Origin of the sequence: Pseudomonas sp. DE0157 (assembly GCF_007678615.1) — a bacterium.
Classification (GTDB): Bacteria; Pseudomonadota; Gammaproteobacteria; order Pseudomonadales; family Pseudomonadaceae; genus Aquipseudomonas; species Aquipseudomonas parafulva_B.
The window spans coordinates 84,182-101,766 of sequence record NZ_VEJN01000002.1; the positions used below are offsets into that span (position 1 = coordinate 84,182).

At 62.6% G+C, this 17,585-nt stretch carries 14 protein-coding genes; 5 read left to right on the forward strand and 9 right to left on the reverse strand.

Annotated features, from left to right (window positions below; all coding sequences use genetic code 11):
- Positions 1 to 43: 43 nt before the first annotated feature.
- Positions 44 to 931 (forward strand): EamA family transporter RarD, encoded by an 888-nt coding sequence (gene rarD, locus FS777_RS03115; RefSeq protein ID WP_145253971.1) that lies wholly within the window; start codon positions 44 to 46, stop codon positions 929 to 931.
- A gap of 245 nt (positions 932 to 1,176) precedes the next feature.
- Here rarD and FS777_RS03120 read toward each other — a convergent pair whose 3' ends face one another.
- Positions 1,177 to 1,695 carry a glycine cleavage system protein R gene (locus FS777_RS03120; RefSeq protein WP_058639085.1) on the reverse strand — a complete coding sequence of 173 codons (519 nt, stop codon included), beginning with the start codon at positions 1,693 to 1,695 and terminating at the stop codon, positions 1,177 to 1,179.
- Positions 1,696 to 2,140: 445 nt separating this feature from the next.
- On the opposite strand from FS777_RS03120, the gene FS777_RS03125 reads away from it, so the two are divergent.
- The gene (locus FS777_RS03125; RefSeq protein ID WP_144964016.1) at positions 2,141 to 4,318 is read left to right on the forward strand and encodes a malate synthase G; all 2,178 of its coding nucleotides are present in this window, start codon (positions 2,141 to 2,143) and stop codon (positions 4,316 to 4,318) included.
- Between the two features lie 67 nt (positions 4,319 to 4,385).
- On the opposite strand, the gene FS777_RS03130 is transcribed toward FS777_RS03125, so the two are convergent.
- A complete protein-coding gene (locus FS777_RS03130) occupies positions 4,386 to 4,838 on the reverse strand; it encodes a response regulator (protein ID WP_058603000.1) in 453 nt (150 codons plus the stop codon).
- A 208-nt stretch (positions 4,839 to 5,046) separates the two neighbouring features.
- On the opposite strand from FS777_RS03130, the gene FS777_RS03135 reads away from it, so the two are divergent.
- The 3 genes from FS777_RS03135 (at position 5,047) to FS777_RS03145 (ending at position 10,605) form a co-directional block, all read left to right on the forward strand.
- The gene (locus FS777_RS03135) at positions 5,047 to 6,984 is read left to right on the forward strand and encodes a putative nucleotidyltransferase substrate binding domain-containing protein (protein ID WP_145253975.1); all 1,938 of its coding nucleotides are present in this window, start codon (positions 5,047 to 5,049) and stop codon (positions 6,982 to 6,984) included.
- Positions 6,981 to 7,691, forward strand: a complete 711-nt coding sequence (locus FS777_RS03140; RefSeq protein ID WP_145253978.1) for a PolC-type DNA polymerase III — start codon at positions 6,981 to 6,983, stop codon at positions 7,689 to 7,691. Before FS777_RS03135 ends, FS777_RS03140 begins: the two co-directional genes overlap by 4 nt.
- Positions 7,692 to 7,806: 115 nt before the next feature.
- Entirely contained in the window at positions 7,807 to 10,605 is a 2,799-nt protein-coding gene (locus FS777_RS03145; RefSeq protein ID WP_145253981.1) for a dermonecrotic toxin domain-containing protein, read from the forward strand.
- Here the strand turns inward: FS777_RS03145 and FS777_RS03150 are convergent.
- From FS777_RS03150 to waaF, 7 genes are read right to left on the reverse strand one after another with little or no spacing between them, the layout of a single operon-like run.
- Entirely contained in the window at positions 10,578 to 12,020 is a 1,443-nt protein-coding gene (locus tag FS777_RS03150; protein ID WP_145253986.1) for a lipopolysaccharide kinase InaA family protein, read from the reverse strand. The genes FS777_RS03145 and FS777_RS03150 overlap by 28 nt on opposite strands.
- Positions 12,020 to 12,772, reverse strand: a complete 753-nt coding sequence (locus FS777_RS03155; protein ID WP_058639078.1) for a lipopolysaccharide kinase InaA family protein — start codon at positions 12,770 to 12,772, stop codon at positions 12,020 to 12,022. The genes FS777_RS03150 and FS777_RS03155 overlap by 1 nt, the downstream gene beginning before the upstream one ends.
- Positions 12,769 to 13,503: a lipopolysaccharide kinase InaA family protein gene (locus FS777_RS03160; RefSeq protein WP_058602994.1), complete on the reverse strand. Its 735-nt coding sequence runs from the start codon at positions 13,501 to 13,503 to the stop codon at positions 12,769 to 12,771. The genes FS777_RS03155 and FS777_RS03160 overlap by 4 nt, the downstream gene beginning before the upstream one ends.
- Positions 13,503 to 14,309: a lipopolysaccharide core heptose(I) kinase RfaP gene (rfaP, locus tag FS777_RS03165; protein ID WP_058602993.1), complete on the reverse strand. Its 807-nt coding sequence runs from the start codon at positions 14,307 to 14,309 to the stop codon at positions 13,503 to 13,505. The genes FS777_RS03160 and rfaP overlap by 1 nt, the downstream gene beginning before the upstream one ends.
- Positions 14,306 to 15,430, reverse strand: coding sequence for a glycosyltransferase family 4 protein (locus FS777_RS03170; protein ID WP_058602992.1), 1,125 nt, complete (start codon positions 15,428 to 15,430; stop codon positions 14,306 to 14,308). Before FS777_RS03170 ends, rfaP begins: the two co-directional genes overlap by 4 nt.
- The gene (waaC, locus tag FS777_RS03175) at positions 15,430 to 16,488 is read right to left on the reverse strand and encodes a lipopolysaccharide heptosyltransferase I (RefSeq protein ID WP_145253989.1); all 1,059 of its coding nucleotides are present in this window, start codon (positions 16,486 to 16,488) and stop codon (positions 15,430 to 15,432) included. Before waaC ends, FS777_RS03170 begins: the two co-directional genes overlap by 1 nt.
- Positions 16,489 to 17,538: a lipopolysaccharide heptosyltransferase II gene (waaF, locus tag FS777_RS03180; RefSeq protein ID WP_145253992.1), complete on the reverse strand. Its 1,050-nt coding sequence runs from the start codon at positions 17,536 to 17,538 to the stop codon at positions 16,489 to 16,491.
- Positions 17,539 to 17,585: the final 47 nt, after the last annotated feature.

Here is a 17,585-nt window from a genome sequence, read left to right on the forward strand (position 1 = left end):
TACAATAACTGCCGTTAATCAGCATCTTAAGCAAGGACTCTGCATGCACGCTGCAAACCCGCGTCGCGGGTATCTCCTGGGCCTGAGCGCCTACATCATCTGGGGCCTGTTCCCCCTGTACTTCAAAGCCATCCAGAGCGTGCCCGCCGTGGAGATCATCGTCCACCGTGTGCTGTGGTCAGCACTGTTCGGCTCGGTACTGCTCGCCTTCTGGAAGCACCCCGGCTGGTGGCGTGACCTGCGCGACAACCCGCGGCGCCTGGCCATCCTGGCGTTGAGCGGCACATTGATCGCAGCCAATTGGCTGACGTATGTCTGGTCGGTGAACAATGGACGCATGCTCGAGGCCAGCCTTGGCTACTACATCAACCCGCTGATCAACGTCCTGCTCGGCATGCTCATCCTCGGCGAGCGACTGCGCCGCCTGCAGTGGCTGGCGGTCGGCCTGGCCGCGCTCGGCGTGATGCAACAGGTCTGGCAAGTGGGCAGCTTGCCCTGGGTATCCTTGGCACTGGCGCTGACCTTCGGGTTTTACGGGCTGATTCGCAAACAAGCCCCCGTGGCGGCCCTGCCCGGGCTGGTGGTCGAGACCTGGATGCTGGTACCGCTGGCGCTTGGCTGGCTGCTGCTGCACCCCGCCGCCATGAGCGCGCAAGGCACGTTCTACGCCACAAGCGAGGCCTTGTGGCTCATGGCTGCAGGCCCTGTGACGCTGGTGCCGCTGGTGTGCTTTAACGCTGCCGCACGGCACCTGCCTTACACCACGCTGGGCTTTCTGCAGTACCTGGCACCAACGCTGGTCTTGCTCCAGGCCATATGGCTGTTCGACGAGCATCTGTCCCCAAGCACGCTCACGGCATTCATGTTCATCTGGGCGGGGCTGGCGCTGTACAGCGTCGATGCGTGGTGGAGTTTGCGTAAAAGCCGCTGATCAAAAAATGATCATGTCTCTGTATACCTTGATTTCCAAAGGCTGCAGAGACATCTCCAGAGCTTATCCACACCCTCTTCCCCGTCGTTTGTGAACAACCCCCTCTGCATTGATCAATTTTCGATCAAATCTCCGCAGCCCTTGCAGGCCGGGCGCTCGGGCGCGATAGCCCCAGCTTATCCACAAGGCCGTCCCCTTTAAATAGGGATAACCCCTGCAAGCTTTACTGCAAGCGCGATCGGCATTCACTCATCCGCGCGTAGTCGCAACTCCACCATCAAGTCATCGGCCAGGGCCTCCAAACGTTGCTGCAGTTGCTCCAGAGGAAGGGACGCGGGCACTGCCAGAAGGGCCTCGGCATGGAACAGCGGTTCGTTGCTCATCGGTGCCGGACGTACCTGCGTGGCGATCCGTTCGACGTTCACGTTCAGCTCGGCCAGCACACGGGTGATATCGCGCACGATCCCTGGCCGGTCGTTACCAACCAGGTCCATGCCAAAGGGTTTGGATGCATGGGTAGGCTCGCCGCCACTTTCTGCCAATTGCACGCGAATGCCGTGTGCGGACAATGCCCCAAGCGCGTCTACCAACGCGTCATACCGATCCGCCGGCACTGCTACCCGCAGGATGCCGGCAAATTGCCCAGCCATGCGCGACATGCTGCTTTCCAGCCAATTGCCCTCGAAATCAGCGATGCACTGGGCGATCCGCTCGACTTGGCCAGCCTTGTCTGGGGCGATCGCGGTAAGCACAAGATGTTCCACGGGATGTTCCTCGAGTGGGGTTCAGGCCCTGCATGGGCCGGGGTGTCGCCACAGTATAGGCACGGCGCGTCAACCTGCCGCAGGGCAATCTGACTTATAAATCGTGTACTGTTTTTAGATTTATCTGGAACAATCACTCCGTTTTTTGCGAACATGGCGTTTCCTTGCATGATCTTGTGCGACCAACAGGTCGCCTGACGCCGCTTTTAGTCTGATAGTGCCCAGCCGGCTGCTTCATGTAGTATCCGTGGGCGCGGACTACACAACGTCGTTTGAAGGTCTGTCGAGGCGCCTGTGAAGAATGCACGCTGCTTGCCGTCAGGCAGGCAAACCGCACCCAGCCGCGTCCGGGCTCCTACCGGAGGCATGCACTGGTGCCGTGCGAGGAGAAGCGCTACAGGCTCAATACAAAAGAGCGAAATAGCTGAGCAGAGTGAGGCAAGCAATGACTGGATACGTTCAAGTCGGTGGCCTTCAGGTCGCCAAGGTCCTGTACGACTTCGTGAACAACGAAGCCATCCCCGGAACCGGCATCGTCGCCGAGCAGTTCTGGGCAGGTGCTGAAAAGATCATCAACGACCTCGCTCCAAAGAACAAAGCCCTCCTCGCCAAGCGCGACGAGCTGCAAGCCCAGATCGACGCCTGGCATCAGGCCCGCAAAGGCCAGGCCCACGACGCCCCGGCTTACAAGGCTTTCCTTCAGGAAATCGGTTACCTGCTGCCACAAGCCGACGATTTCCAGGCCACCACGCAAAATGTGGACGAAGAAATCGCCCACATGGCCGGTCCGCAGTTGGTGGTACCGGTCATGAACGCACGCTTTGCCCTGAACGCCGCCAATGCCCGCTGGGGCTCGCTATACGACGCGCTTTACGGCACCGACGCCATCAGCGACGAAGGCGGTGCCGAGAAGGGGCAAGGCTACAACAAGGTACGTGGCGACAAAGTGATCGCTTTCGCCCGTGCCTTCCTCGATGAAGCGGCACCGCTGGCGGCAGGTTCGCACGTCGATTCCACGGCTTATCGCATCGAGGCCGGCCAGTTGGTCGTCACCCTCAAAGGCGGTAGCAACACCGGCCTGCGCGACGATGCCCAACTGGTTGGGTTCCACGGCGACAGCAACGCCCCGACTGCCGTGTTGCTCAAGCACAACGGCCTGCACTTCGAAATCCAGATCGATGCCAGTACCCCGGTGGGCAGCACCGATGCTGCAGGCGTCAAGGACATCCTGATGGAATCGGCACTGACCACCATCATGGACTGCGAAGACTCCGTGGCGGCAGTCGATGCCGACGACAAGGTGATCGTGTATCGCAATTGGCTGGGGCTGATGAAAGGTGACCTGGCCGAAAGCGTCAGCAAAGGCGGCAAGACGTTCACCCGCACCATGAACCCTGATCGCGAGTACGCAGCGCCCAACGGGGGCAGCGTTACCCTGCATGGTCGCTCGCTGCTGTTCGTGCGCAACGTGGGTCACCTGATGACCAACCCGGCCATCCTCGACGCCCAAGGCAACGAAGTCCCGGAAGGTATCCAGGACGGTCTGTTCACCAACCTCATGGCGCTGCACAACCTCAACGGCACCACTAGCCGTCGCAACACCCGTACCGGCAGTGTGTACATCGTCAAGCCGAAGATGCATGGCCCGGAAGAAGTGGCGTTCGCCGCCGAGATATTCAGCCGGGTCGAAGACCTGCTGGGCATGAAGCGCAATACCGTCAAAGTCGGCATCATGGACGAGGAGCGCCGCACAACGGTCAACCTCAAATCCTGCATCAAGGCCGCTGCCGAGCGCGTGGTGTTCATCAATACGGGCTTCCTCGACCGCACTGGCGACGAAATCCATACCTCCATGGAGGCAGGCCCGGTGGTGCGCAAAGGCGCCATGAAAAACGAGAAGTGGATCGGCGCCTATGAAAACAACAACGTCGATGTAGGCCTTGCCACCGGCCTGCAAGGGCGTGCGCAGATCGGCAAGGGCATGTGGGCCATGCCCGACCTGATGGCCGCCATGCTGGAGCAGAAGATCGCTCACCCGCTGGCCGGTGCCAATACCGCGTGGGTGCCTTCGCCAACGGCCGCCACCCTGCACGCCCTGCATTACCACAAGGTGGACGTGCAGGCGCGCCAGCGCGAGCTGGCTTCGCGCACACCGGCTTCGGTCGATGACATCCTGGCCATTCCGCTGGCGACCAACCCCAACTGGTCTGACGAGGAAATCCGCAACGAGCTGGACAACAATGCCCAGGGCATCCTGGGCTATGTGGTTCGCTGGATCGACCAGGGCGTGGGTTGCTCCAAGGTGCCCGACATCAACAACGTGGGGCTGATGGAGGACCGTGCCACCTTGCGCATTTCTGCCCAGTTGCTGGCCAACTGGCTGCGCCATGGCGTAGTTAGCCAGGAGCAGGTGCTCGAAAGCCTCAAGCGCATGGCGGCGGTGGTCGACAAGCAGAACGCCAGCGACCCGCTGTATCGCCCGATGGCGGGCAACTTCGACGACAACGTTGCCTTCCAGGCGGCAGTCGAGCTGGTACTCGAAGGCGCCAAGCAACCCAACGGCTATACCGAGCCTGTGCTGCATCGCCGTCGCCGTGAGTTCAAGGCACGCAACGGACTTTGAACGACCGGTGGATAAAGTGAGCTGCTTGCAGCGTTGATCGGCGGGGCCTTAGGGCCCCGCTTGCGCGTCAGGCCATCTTCAGTTCGCGCTTCACCAGTTCGAGCAGCTTCGTGAGGTCCACGGGCTTCAACAGAAAGTCCACAACCCCCAGGTGCATGACATCAACGGCCTCTTTCACATCGGTATCGCCTGATACCACGATGATCGAAAGCGCGGCCCGGTCCGCCTCCGGCATCTCGCGCACCTTGTGGATAAGGGACAGCCCATCCTCGGGCTGCATCCGCAGATCGGTGATCATCAGCGCGATTCGAGGTTCGTAATGAAGCTTGAACAGCGCCTCCTGGGCGCCATCGGCCGTCATGCCGTCGATACCCTTGCTTTTGAGGTACAACATCAAGGCTTCGCTATTGACCGGATTGTCGTCGACCACGAGCACCACCGGCCGGGCAGGCGGTGGCGCGCTCACAGCAGCCAGTGCCGCGCGCTCTGCGTCGCTCAAAATGTCGGTGTGCTCAGACATGGTCGTCTCGTATCCATTCGCTCTACAGGTAAGACCGCGGATTTTCCGACACCCGATTTACCTTTCGTCGGATCATTGACGTGGTCGCGCCCTAGACTTACGTCCAATGGGCACCAAGCCCCTGCAGGCCGACCATGAACGCCGAAAACAACAAAGCCGGCCCTATAGATAGATATATATAGTTCGGCGTAGCGATACGGTCAGGTCGATGAGCAAAAAAGACGCCTACCAGCAAGCGGGTAGAACTGCGGTGCTGCAGAACATTCAGGGCACCCTGCAATTCCTCCAACGCTTTGCACCCTTCAATCAGATGGAGCAGAGCCATCTGGCCTATCTGGTCGAGCAGTGCCAGCTGCGCTTCTACGCCAGCGGCGAAAGCATCATCAAGCCAAGCGACGGGCCGGTTGAGCATTTCTACATCGTCAAGCAGGGCCGCGTCGTCGGTGAACGGCAGCACCTGGTCAAACCGGGGGTTGAGACCACGTTCGAGATTACCCATGGCGAGTGTTTTCCATTGGCGGCCCTGCTCGGCGAGCGAGCCACGCGTACGGAGCACCTGGCCGGTGACGACACCTTCTGCCTGCAACTGAACAAAGCGGCATTCATCCGCGTCTTTTCCCTCTCCGAGGTGTTCCGCGATTTCGCCTTGCGAGGGGTCAGCAGCCTGCTGGACCAAGTCAACCAACAAGTCCGTCAGCAGGCGGTGCAGACCCTGGGCACCCAGTACTCCCTGAATACACCGCTGGGCGAACTGGCCATGCGTCATCCCGTGGCCTGCGCCCCTGAGACTCCGCTGCGCGAAGCCGTAAGGCTGATGCATGAGCAGCAGGTTGGCTCGATCGTGATCGTCGATGGGCAGCGCCAGCCCACGGGCATTTTCACCTTGCGCGACCTGCGCCAGGTGGTGGCCGCAGCCGATGCCGACCTGGGTGCACCCGTGGCGCGGCACATGACCGCCGCACCGTTCTACCTGAGCCCCCAGGCAAGTGCCTTCGATGCCGCCATGGCAATGACCGAGCGACACATCGCGCACGTCTGCCTGGTGGAGAACCGGCGATTGTGTGGGGTGGTGTCCGAGCGCGATCTGTTTTCCCTGCAGCGGGTAGACCTTGTTCACTTGGCACGCACCATTCGTCATGCACCGCGCCTGGACACCCTCGTTTCCCTGCGAGGCGAAATCAGCCAGTTGGTCGAGCGCATGCTCGCACACGGTGCTTCCTCTACACAGATCACCCAAATCATCACCTTGCTCAACGACCACACGGTGTGCCGAGTCATCGAACTGGCGCTGGCAGAGCGTGGCGATCCGGGGGTGCCATTCAGTTGGCTCTGTTTTGGCAGTGAGGGGCGGCGCGAGCAGACCCTGCACACCGACCAGGACAACGGTATTCTTTTCGACGCGGCCGATGACACCGAAGCCCAGGCCATTCGGGCGCGGTTGCTACCGTTGGCGCAGTACATCAACCAATGCCTGGCGCAGTGCGGTTTTACGCTGTGCAAGGGCAATGTCATGGCCGGCAACCCTGCGCTGTGCCTGTCGCACAGCGAGTGGTCGCGGCGCTTTGCCGGCTTCGTGCGTGAGGCCAGCCCGGAAAACCTCCTGGGCTCGAGCATTTACTTCGACCTGCGGGTGGTCTGGGGCGATGAGCACACCTGCGAGGCGTTGCGCAGCACATTGCTGAAGCAGATAGGCGACAACCGTATCTTCCAACGCATGCTGGCTGACAATGCCCTGCGCCAACGCCCGCCTGTGGGCCGTCTGCGCGACTTCGTGCTGACCCGCCAGGGTGCTGACAAGGCTGGCACGCTGGACCTCAAGGTTCAGGGCCTGACGCCCTTCGTCGACGGCGCACGTGTGCTGGCGCTGGCTCACGGGATCAGCGCCTGCAATACCCTGGAGCGCATTCGCCAACTGGTGGGCAAGGGCGTGATCGACCCACTGGACGGCGCCGCGTACGAAGAGGCGTACCATTTCATCCAACAGACCCGCATGCAGCAACATCAACGCCAGGCACGCGAGCACCTGGCCTACTCCAACCGCCTGGACCCAGATAGCCTCAACCACCTGGACCGGCGCATCTTGCGCGAGTCCCTGCGCCAAGCTCAGCGGTTGCAGAGCAGCCTGGCCATGCGGTACCAGCTGTGAGCTTGTTCGCATGGCTGCGTCCCCATGCTCCGCAGCTTGCGCTTTCGCAGCGTGAACGCCTGGCGGCCTTGCCTACACCCACTGCGCTTGGCACCTGCACCCTGCGCGAGCAGCGCTGGGTGGTGCTTGACCTGGAAACTAGCGGCCTGAACACCAACCGCGATCAAGTGCTGTCCATAGGCGCAGTGGCTATCGAGGACGGGGCGCTGGACTTCTCGCAGCAGTTCGAACAAACCCTGTACCGACCTGAGCAGAAAACCAACCCCAGCGTCCTGATACACGGCCTGGGCCCAAGCGCTCTGGCAGCGGGGTGCGACCCAGGGCACGCACTGCTTGACCTGCTCGAGTTCATTGGCACCAGCCCGGTACTGGCATTCCACGCGCCATTCGACGAACGCATGCTTGCACGGGCCCTCAAACAGAGCCTGGGTTATCGTCTGCAAATACCCTTCCTAGATGTGGCCGAGATGGCACCCATGCTCAATCCCGACACGGTGTTGCGAGAGGCCGGGCTCGATGACTGGGTGGCGCGTTTCGGGCTGCAGGTACAGGCGCGTCATCACGCCAGCGCCGACGCACAGGTGACCGCCGAGCTGGCGTTGATTCTGCTGAGCCAGGCGCGCCGCCAGCACATCCAGAGCCCGGCGCAACTTGAGCAATGCCTACACAACTGGCGACGCCGGATGGCCCAGCGCCACGGCCTATAGGCAACGGGGGCGTGGTCTGGCAGCCGCGCCTTACTGCGTAATGGCAGTAGCGGGTTAGCACGCATGCCCCTGCCATATCGCCCAGGCTCGCGATCTCTCTAAAGGAGCTCGCATCATGCCATCCGTCTCACCCTTGCAACATTTCGAGTCATTCGACGCGGCAATCACTGACCTGTTGTCCCCCCTGCCCTCACCAGACTTGCAGCTTCCACCGGTGGCGGGCCGGCAACAGTTCTTCGGCGCGCTTGCAGACTACTGGAACCTGCCGGACGCAACAGGCAATAACCGCCGTACTCGGCTCATTGCGCTTCGGCGACAACAGCTTCAGGCCGAAATGGACCTGCGCATCACTGACGCAACACTGGAGCCTGTGGCGGCATCGCTGTTACAGACGTGCCTTGACCAACCCATGTCCTGGGCTCGCCAAGGCATCGAGGCGTCCAGGCGTCCACAGCTCTATCGCCTGCTGCTCGACTGCTCACGACCCAACTGGCGGGCCTACTTGCCAGGCGCCGTACTGCTTGTACAAGGCGGTGTCGAGGGGCAGATGATGACGGGCGATGCGGTCAGCGGCCCAGCCTTGTTATGCAGCCTCTCTCACGGCATCGAAGCGTTCGCCGATGTTCAGAGCCTGCACCTGGAACTGTGCGAGCGGCTGGATGATCCCCTGCAAAGTCAGCCGATGCTCACGCTGCTGGCGCTGGGTGATGCCGACCGCGCCCATAACGCACAGCGACTGCGTTACGACTGGCTGCCCGACGATCTTGTGGAAGTCCAGATCCAGGCTTTGATTGATGCCCAGCATGGGCGATTGAACGAGGCATGGAGTAGCCAACCCATGGATCAACCGGGTTTTGCCGAGCGCCTGACCAAGGCCGCAGACCTGCTGCCCTGGGTGACCAGCAAGGCAGCGATGCCGACGCGTTATGGCCTGCTGCTTGAAAAGCACGCTCCTGCCTGGCTCAAGAAGACCTCTACCCAAGGGCTCACGCATATCATGCAGACGATGCAAGAGCTGATCGTGGCCATTGATCAGGCCGCAGCGCCGGGCATTCCTACGCTTGAACAATTCACCGAACGTAACAGCCTGCTGCAGTGGACCCGTGCCCGCCTCAGCGAGCGCCTGAGATTGGACCACCAACTCGATCTGGCACCGGAGCAGATCTTCATCAGTGTCACCATTGCCCGTCAGACCGGCCCGGTGATGCCTCCCGGTCAGCCCAGCAGCTATATACCCATCGCTAGCCGACCGCAGACAGGGAACACCGTGGAGTTGGTCAGGCAAACCTACAGCCTGGATCAGTTGGCGTTGCTGAACGTGGGCTTGCTAGACCTGGACTATTGGCTAACCGCTCGCGTCCACCATAGGGACGAGACGAACATTCAAGGCTTGTCCCCTGCGCAGGCTCGCCAGATGGTCCGTGAACTCAATGTCGGCGACAGCTATTCGCGTTTCCTGCGCAGCCACCTGATCGACCTCGCGCAAGGGCAGTGGCGACGGGATGCACATGCCCGAATCAACTGTGCTCGCATGCGGGCAGAGGCCGCCAAGGCCCGCTATGCTGGCCACTTCATACCCGACCCGCTCGAACAGGGCTATCGCTGGAGCAGGGCCGTTCTCAACTACCCCGACAGCGACTGGCGCCCCTTGGTGCAAGAGAACCGCCTGAGTGTCCGGCAGTTGTTGATTGCCGGGCACACCGTACAGGGGGTATTGCTGATCACGCCTGAAACACCCCAGATGCAGCGCTTTCTGGTGTATGCGCCAGATGCACCGGATCGCAGGCCATGGCGCGAATACGCCAATGCGCGTGCGCTGCTCCGATCGCTTCGCGCCAGCCCGGATCTACGCACTTACGTGATCGACCGCATGCCCTTGGCCCGGCGCAAAACCGTCGAGCGCCTGTTGAGCAAGGGCGGGCTCGCTCAACGGCTGAGTCGTCCGGTCATCTCCGGCAATTTTTTGCATGCCTGTTATTTGGCAGAGGTCCGCGCGTTCATATCGGCGGTCGATGCCAGCACTAATACCAAACAGGAGCTGCTGGGCGAGGCCAGCCTGCATGCCTTGTGGATCATGCTCGATTTGATCAGCTTCGTGATTCCGGTCCGTGCCCTGACGCCGCTGGCATTCGCCCGCGCTGTGCTGAGCGTACTGGACAGCCTTGAAGCACTGGAAAAGGAGGATCAGGTAGGCGTGCTCAAGCATATGGTGGAGGCTTTTACCCATATGAACGATGGCATCAACAGCATCGGCGGCACGACAGTGATCAGGCGCGCCATTCGCGCCATGCCTCCTACTCCGCCATTGATGCTACCACCTACCTTCCAGGTACGCCCGGACACCGCCAAGTTGCGTTACCGAATCGATGGTATCCATAGCGAAGGCGTGTATGAAAAGCCATCCGAACGTGCAGGGCTGGCTCTCTACTACATCCAGGACAAGCAAGGCCGGTACTACCAGGTGGCGTTCGACGGTTATCGCTGGCGCGCCATCGATCCCAGGCAACCCGATGCCTACAGCAAGGTGGCGGTCAGACGGAGCGCTGAAGGCGAGTGGATCGTCGACTCACCCGTCCTGTGGCACGACGGCCTGCCAGACCTCACCGCATTGCTGGAACACTGCCAGCTTCCCGCGACCCCGGATGGGGTACCACTGGAAGGGGCGAGTGAACTGTACGAGAGCGATGGCCAACCCTACTTGCTCGCCGGTGGCCATGCCTTGCCCGTGCGTGCCCACCTGCTAGCCGATCACTACCATCTGCTGATACCCGGACAGCCTGCCGCGACCACCACCGCCTGGGCAATCCTGCGCTGGCGCGACGGCCAGTGGCGTATACGCGTGCGCCAACCGGGGCGAAGCAGCGACTGGCTGGCGCTGCCTGCCGCTTATGCCGTTAACGTAGGCAGCACCTGATCGAGCCGTTGGTGCAAGGCACTTTCAGCCGGCCAGTTGCGCAGCAATCGTGCCCGGTCCCGAGCGAAGGCCGGCGCGAAGCTGCCCTGGCTGCTGTGCTGGCACACGGCGTCCAAGTCGATCAGCGACCACCGACCCTGATCCCAAAACAGGTTGTGGCCCTTGAAGTCACCGTGGCTGATGCGCTCGCGGATCAGCTGTTGCATGAGCTGCACCAGGGCCTCCACCTGTTCGGCCGGCGCATCGCCCTGCTCGACGAAGGGGGCAAAGCATTCGATGAGGTCGGGGCCGTCGATGTAGTCGGTGACCAGGTAGGCACGCGTGCGCAATCCCAGCACTCGCTGCTCCAGCACCGCCAGTGGGCGCGGGGTAGCGATGTCGAGAAATGACAGGCGATGCCCTTCGATCCATGAGTGCCAGGCCCTGCTCGGTCGCCAGAAGCGCTTGAGCCAGTGGACAGTGTTCTTGATGTTGTAGCGTTTGATGACCCGTTTGCGGCCATCCACCTCGACCCGTGCCACGCTGGCCGCGCCGCCAGTCTTGTACAGGTGCCCACGATCGATCAGCGCATCCGCCTGTTCAAGCACTGGCAACAGGGCCTGGGCCTCGCTACGGACCACCGCCCGCAGGGCGGTCAGGCTGCGCTCGACACTGAACAGGCTACAATCGCGGCCGGCCTTGTCCAGGAAGTCGCGTTGGCGCCAGGCGCGGACTTTGTCTATTTGCTTCTGCAAGGCCTCCATGGGCAATGCGTGCTCGGCATTGGCCAACAGGTAATGCACCAGCAGCTCTTCGGTGAACGGCTCCAGCCGCTTGGGTAGCTGCGCGAAGAACACACCCAGGTTTTCCAGTACGCGAGGACGCGAAAGCTGCTGGCCTGGCGTTTCAGCCTTGATACCGGCCCCATCGATCAGGTACAGCTTGCCTGCATGACGCAGCAGGTTGTCCAAGTGCAGGTCTTCCTGCCACAGCCCCCGGCGGTGCATCTGCGCCACAGCCGCCAGGGCCTCGCCCAGCACCTGCTGCTGCTCGTCGGCAAGCACAGGCAGGTGCTCGACCACGGACCAGGCATCGGCCAGGCTTTGGGCGCCATCGAGGTACTCGAACAACAGCCAGCCGCCCTCGCCTTCCACCAGGCCATCGGCGAGCAGCACCGGCGTGGTCAGCCCCTGCGCCGCGAGCAGCTTTACCCCTTGCAGCTCACGCTGGAAGTGACGCGCGGCATTGCTGCCCACCAGCAACTTGGCCAGTACCGGCCTGCCACGCCATACCCCGGCCCCCACGTAACGCTGGCCCGGCAGCACGCGCAGCAGGCTGAGCAATTGCAACTCAGCGCTACCGGCGGCATCGGCGAGGTTGACGGCAAGCGGCAGCGATGGGCTGCGACCTGTTTCCTTCAGCTCGGAAAGCTGCATCAGCGAGCCTCCTTATGATGACGGCGTTGTACCAGGCGGTTGACCCAGGTTTCGACCAGCGTGCTGTCGATGGGTTGTGCGAGGTAGGCTGCCAGCAATGTACGTATCTCGCCGTCACTCCATACCGGCGCCCGGCGCAGCAAGGGCTCGAGGTCCTTGAGGCGGTCACGCATGCCAAAGAGCAAGGGACGGGTTTTCTCCAGGTCGATCAACTGCGCGTCCCAGCCTTCTCTGCGCTTACGCAGAAAAATGTGCTTGGGATAGAAGCAACCATGCACCTGCCCAGCACCGTGCAGCGTGCGCGCCAACTGGCCGCAGGCCTGGAGCATGCCAATGCGCACCGATGCATCGAGTTCGGGCCATTGCAGCAACTGGCTGTCGAGGTCGTGCCAGTCGTCCAGCGCGCGGGTCATCAACAAGGCTCGATGCTGGCCACCTTGCTTGCGCTCGCCGTAGAACACGGCTTCCAGCGCAGGGATGTGCAGCTTCTGGTAGCGAACGATATTGCGAAATTCGCGGGCGAAGGTCGGCTCGCCAAAGGGCTTGTGCAGGCTGCGGGTAAGGTAGTCGCTCTGGCGCTTGAGGTAATAGCCCTTGCCCTCGAGTTCCAGGCGGTAAACGCTGCTCCAACCGCCGCGGCCGGTATTGGGCTCGTCCACCGCGTCGAGTTCGAGTGCCCACAGCGCCTCGAAGTCGTCCAGGCCATGGCGCTGGAGCAAGGCACGGTCTGCACTGGCCATATAGTCGGTCATTCCCTTCCCTCGAAAAAGCCCAGTACCTGACGAATGCGCTTCTTGTCCCGGGCGTTCAGCCGGTCGCGGCCTCGGTACTGCAAGTAAAAGCGCAGGCGCTGGGTTGCCGAAAGGTGGTACTTGGCGACCTTGTCCAGGCAGGCCAGGTCCTTGATCAGGCGATGGCGCCACATGAACCCACGCCAGAAATCACCTGTGGGGCAGTCGATGAAGAACAGCGTCCCTTGGTCATCGACCAGCAGGTTGCGCCACTTCAGATCGTTATGGGCGAAGCGGTGCTCGTGCATGACCCGGGTATGGCGTGCCAGCTGGCGGCTGATGTGGTCCACCCAGGCGCGATCGGCCAGGCGGGCATCGTTGCGCTCGGCCAGCGCCGAGAGGTCCTCGGTGTTGGGCAGCTCGCGGGTAATCATCGCGCCACGGCCGAACGCCAGGCCATTGCGTTCGAGCCCCCAGGCGACCACCTCGGCCGTGGGAATGCCCCACTTGGCGAACTGCTTGAGGTTCTGCCATTCGGCCTTGATACGTGGGCGGCCCAGGTAGCGGCGCATGTGCTTGCCAGCGCCGGTGTAGCGCTTGACGTAATAGTTGACGCCTTCACGCTCGACACGCACCACTTCGCTGAGCGGATCACGGGTCAGGCGTTCGCCCTGAACGGCGAATACCGCCTCGAGGCTGCCAAAATCCTTCGCCAGGTGCTCGTAACCTGGCGCCAGTGTCCAACTGGCCATCAGAGTGCATCCCCATAGCGTTGTTTACGGTCGTAGAGTTTCTGCGCCTTGCGCTCAAGCCAGGCGAGCAGTGCAGCTTCGTCCTTCATGACCTGACGCAGCGGGCGCTGGAAGTAGCTGCGCAGAAAACGCAGCTTGTCGCGTTGGGTCAGGCCAATGTCCAGGGCTGAGAAGTACAGGGCGGCCAGGTCCTTGTTACGCCAGCGGCGGCTAATGGCGGGGCGTGTCTGGGCGCGGTGCAGGTCGATCACCGACAGCTTGAAATCATCGGCCGTCACGGGCCGGTCGGTGTGCAGCAGGAAGTGACAGATGTAGCAGTCCCGGTGGTTGACGCCGGCACGGTGCATGCCACCGGTCATCTCGGCCACGCGCGCGATCAGGGCACGCTTGAGGCGTGGCGCAGGCGGCTGCCGGAGCCAGTCGATGCTGAAGTCTTCCAGGCTGACGGTCGGCGCCAGTTCCTCGGTGATGATGAAGGAGTGCTGGGTGGCCGGGTTGCCGCCCCGCTCACCGAAGGCCACGGCCGTCATGGTTGGCACGCCGACCTGATGCAGGCGCTCGATGGCTTGCCACTCCTGGCCGGCGCCCAGTACTGGCAACTTGGCCGTGAGCAGGTTCTTGAAGATCTCGCCCCAGCCGATGCCACGATGGATCTTCACGAAGAAGCCTTCGCCGGCGACCTCCGTACGCAGGGTACGGCGCCCTTCAAGTTCCCGATAGACTTCGCCTTGCAGCGCTTCTACCGCCTCGAAGGCATCGCGCCCCGCCCAAAGCCGCTTGAAGGGCTCTGCCACGATCAACTTCATGCCCCCTCCTGCCCTAGGATCACATCGGCGGCATGCTGCGGCATGCTGTAAAGGTCGGCCGTATCGGCATACGCCAGGCCGTTGCGCGACCAATCGGCCCGCGCCGCGGGGTCATCGAGCATACGCTGCAGGTAGCGGTTGAGCTGCTCCTGCTCGAACGGCTCGTCCAGCACCAGACCGCAGTCGGCCTCGGCGATGTAGTGGGCATAGCCGCACACGCGCGACACCAGCACCGGCAAGCCCGCGACCAGGGCTTCGAGCAGCACGGTACCGGTGTTCTCGTTGTAGGCCGGGTGGATCAGCAGGTCGGCGCCCAGCAGGAAGCGCGGGATATCGCTGCGCCCCTTGAGAAACTGCACTTGGTCGCCCAGGCCCAGCGTCGCGCTCTGCAACTGGAAGACCTTGGGGTCATCCTGACCGATCACCAGCAATCGGGTGCGCTTGCGCAAGGCCGTGGGCAATGCCGCCAACGCCTTGAGGCTGCGGTCCACGCCCTTGGTCTTGAACCCTGAACCGATCTGCACGATCAGCAACGCATCCTCGGCCAGATCGAACTCCCTGCGCAGGTCGGCACGGATTTCAGCGGCGTTGGGCGGTGCACGACGATCCTGGGAGATGCCCGGCGGCAGCAGGTGAAAACGCTCGACCGGCGTGCCGTAGTGCTTGATGAACAGCGGCTGCTGCACCTCGGAGATCATCAGGATCTCGGTACCGGCCTCCTTGGCGAACACCGCCCGCTCGTATTCGGCGAAATGCCGGTAGCGGCCCCAACGCCGGTACAGGTCGCTGCGCAGGTTCTGCGCCTTGTCCTCGAAGCAGCCGTCGGCGGCGTAGTACACATCCAGCCCAGGCATCTTGTTGAAACCGATGAGCCGGTCCACCGGACGCTTGGCCAGGTCGGCCTGCATCCAGGCGGTGAGTTTCTCATTGCGCCGATGATTGAAGATCGCCTTGACCGGCGCCACCAGCACTTCGAAACCTGGCGGAATATCGCCCTCCCAGATCAGCGTGTAGACGCGGATCTGGTGGCCGCGCTGCTGGCATTCCAGGGCGATGCGCATGAAATCGCGCTGCAGGCCGCCAAAGGGGAAGTATTTGTAAAGTACGAAAGCCAGTTGCATCAACGGACATCCTCAGCCAGCAGCAGCGCGCTCAGGCGGCTCGCTACATGCTCGGGATTCAGGCGAGTGAAGCACAGTGGCCACTCGCGGTTCAGATCGTACCGGCGCAGGTCTTCGGCGCTCGGTTTGTAGGTGCACTTCTTCTGCAGGCAGGGTGCGCACGGCCAGTCACTGGCCTGGTGGATCTGGGTCCGTCCATAAGCGCCGGTCAGGCCCGGGTTGGTCGGGCCGAACAGCGAAAGCGTCGGTACATCGAGGGCTGCGGCCAAGTGGCCCAGGCCGGTATCGACGGCGACGCAGGCCTTTGCAGCGGCCAGCACCCGTGCAACGCCGGCCAGGTTCAATTTGGGCAGCACTTGGCAATTGTTCAAGCCCTGGGCGATGCGCTCGGCCCTGGCCTTCTCAACCGGGTTGCCCCAGGGCAGGCGCACTTCCAGCCTGCGCCGGCCCATGCGCTCGGCCAACTCGCGCCAGTAGGCCTCGGGCCAGTGCTTGGTGGCCCAGGTGGTACCGTGCAGGAAGACCACATAGGGCGCTGCCGGCGGCAACTGCAAGCGTTCAAGGTCCAGGCCGTAACGGCCGATGCCCTCGGGCAGGTCATAGGCCAGCGCCATGGCGAATAGCTGGCGCACGCGCTCGACGGCATGCTGGCCGACCGCAACCGACAGGCGTCGGTCGTAGAAGCGGCTGGCCCAGCCTTCACGGGCCGAGTACCGGTCCAGGCCTGCGACCGGCGCCTTCACATAGCGGGTCAGCCATGCTGACTTGACCAGGCCCTGGGCATCGATCACCAAGTCGTACTGGCGCTCGCGCAGGCGCTGCTTGAAGGCCTTCCACTCGCCGCTGCGAACGGTCTGCCAGAGGTGCTTGCGCCAGCGACGGATGGCCACCGGAATGACCTGATCGACCGCCGGATGCCAGCTGGGTATCTCGGCGAAACCTTCCTCGACGACCCAGTCGAAGCGGATGCCGGGGATGGCATGGGCTGCATCGGTAAGCGCTGGCAGCGTGTGGATCACATCACCCAGCGAGGACGTCTTGATGATCAGTACCCGCACTTAGTCGACCTCGGTCAGCACGTCGATGATGTTCGCACCGCCCAGGCGGGTCAGCGCGGCTATGACCTGACCGGGTTCGAGCAGACGCAGGCAGTTGTAGTGACCGAAGCGGCAGGTGCGATCGAAACACGGACTGCATTCGATGCCCAAGCGCACCACCTCGACCTGGCTGGCCAGCGGCGGTGTGAAACCAGGCGATGTGGAGCCGTACACGGCGACCAGCGGGCGATTGAGCGCCGCCGCAACATGCATCAAGCCAGAATCGTTAGAGACTACGGCGTCTGCGCAGGACATCAGGTCGATCGCCTCGGCCAGGGAGGTTTCACCGGCCAGGTTCACGGACTCTTCGCGTAGCCCAGGGATCAGCCGTTCGCGGATCTGCTCACCCACTGGGTGATCGCTTTTCGAACCGAACAGCCAGACCTGCCACCCCTGGCGGATCATGGCATCGGCCACGGCGGCATAGTGCTCGGCCGGCCAGCGCTTGGCTTCGCCGAATTCAGCGCCTGGGCTTAGCGCCAGCACCGGACGGTCCAGCTCCAGGCCGAACTTGGTCAGCGCCGCTTCACGGCTGTGTGGCTCGATCTGCAGGCTGGGCTGGGGGTAGGGCTTTGGCAGCTCGGCACCGGGGGCATAGGCCAAGGCCATGAAGCGCTCGATCATCAACGGGTAACGCGCTTTGTCCAGCTTGCGGACATCGTTGAGCAAACCGAAACGCATTTCGCCACGCCAGCCGGTGCGTTTGGGGATACCGGCAAAGAACGGTACCAGCGCCGATTTCAGCGAATTGGGCAACAAGATGGCCTGGTCGTACTGACCGCTGAGCGACTTGCCGATGCGCCGCCGTGTGGCCAGCTCCAGCGCACCGTGGCCGAGCGGGAAGCTCAAGGCCTGGCGCACCTCGGGCATGCGCTCAAGGATTGGCCGGCTCCATTCGGGGGCCAGCACATCGATCACGCAGTCGGGGTGCTGCTGTTTCAGGCACTGGAACAAGGTCTGCGCCATCACCATGTCGCCGACCCAGCTGGGGCCAATGATCAGTATTCTCATGCTAGGTCCAGAAACGCTCGGGGAGGCGACAGGCTGCAATTCAGCCC

What these genes read in the sequence shown, in the direction of transcription:
- FS777_RS03160 (WP_058602994.1), bottom strand. Translation starts at nt 13,503, where the DNA reads ATGGCCAGTTGGACACTGGCGCCAGGTTACGAGCACCTGGCGAAGGAT.
- FS777_RS03125 (WP_144964016.1), top strand. Translation starts at nt 2,141, where the DNA reads ATGACTGGATACGTTCAAGTCGGTGGCCTTCAGGTCGCCAAGGTCCTG.
- FS777_RS03135 (WP_145253975.1), top strand. Translation starts at nt 5,047, where the DNA reads ATGAGCAAAAAAGACGCCTACCAGCAAGCGGGTAGAACTGCGGTGCTG.
- FS777_RS03150 (WP_145253986.1), bottom strand. Translation starts at nt 12,020, where the DNA reads ATGCAGCTTTCCGAGCTGAAGGAAACAGGTCGCAGCCCATCGCTGCCG.
- FS777_RS03145 (WP_145253981.1), top strand. Translation starts at nt 7,807, where the DNA reads ATGCCATCCGTCTCACCCTTGCAACATTTCGAGTCATTCGACGCGGCA.
- FS777_RS03130 (WP_058603000.1), bottom strand. Translation starts at nt 4,838, where the DNA reads ATGTCTGAGCACACCGACATTTTGAGCGACGCAGAGCGCGCGGCACTG.
- waaF (WP_145253992.1), bottom strand. Translation starts at nt 17,538, where the DNA reads ATGAGAATACTGATCATTGGCCCCAGCTGGGTCGGCGACATGGTGATG.
- rfaP (WP_058602993.1), bottom strand. Translation starts at nt 14,309, where the DNA reads ATGAAGTTGATCGTGGCAGAGCCCTTCAAGCGGCTTTGGGCGGGGCGC.
- rarD (WP_145253971.1), top strand. Translation starts at nt 44, where the DNA reads ATGCACGCTGCAAACCCGCGTCGCGGGTATCTCCTGGGCCTGAGCGCC.
- FS777_RS03170 (WP_058602992.1), bottom strand. Translation starts at nt 15,430, where the DNA reads ATGCAACTGGCTTTCGTACTTTACAAATACTTCCCCTTTGGCGGCCTG.
- FS777_RS03155 (WP_058639078.1), bottom strand. Translation starts at nt 12,772, where the DNA reads ATGACCGACTATATGGCCAGTGCAGACCGTGCCTTGCTCCAGCGCCAT.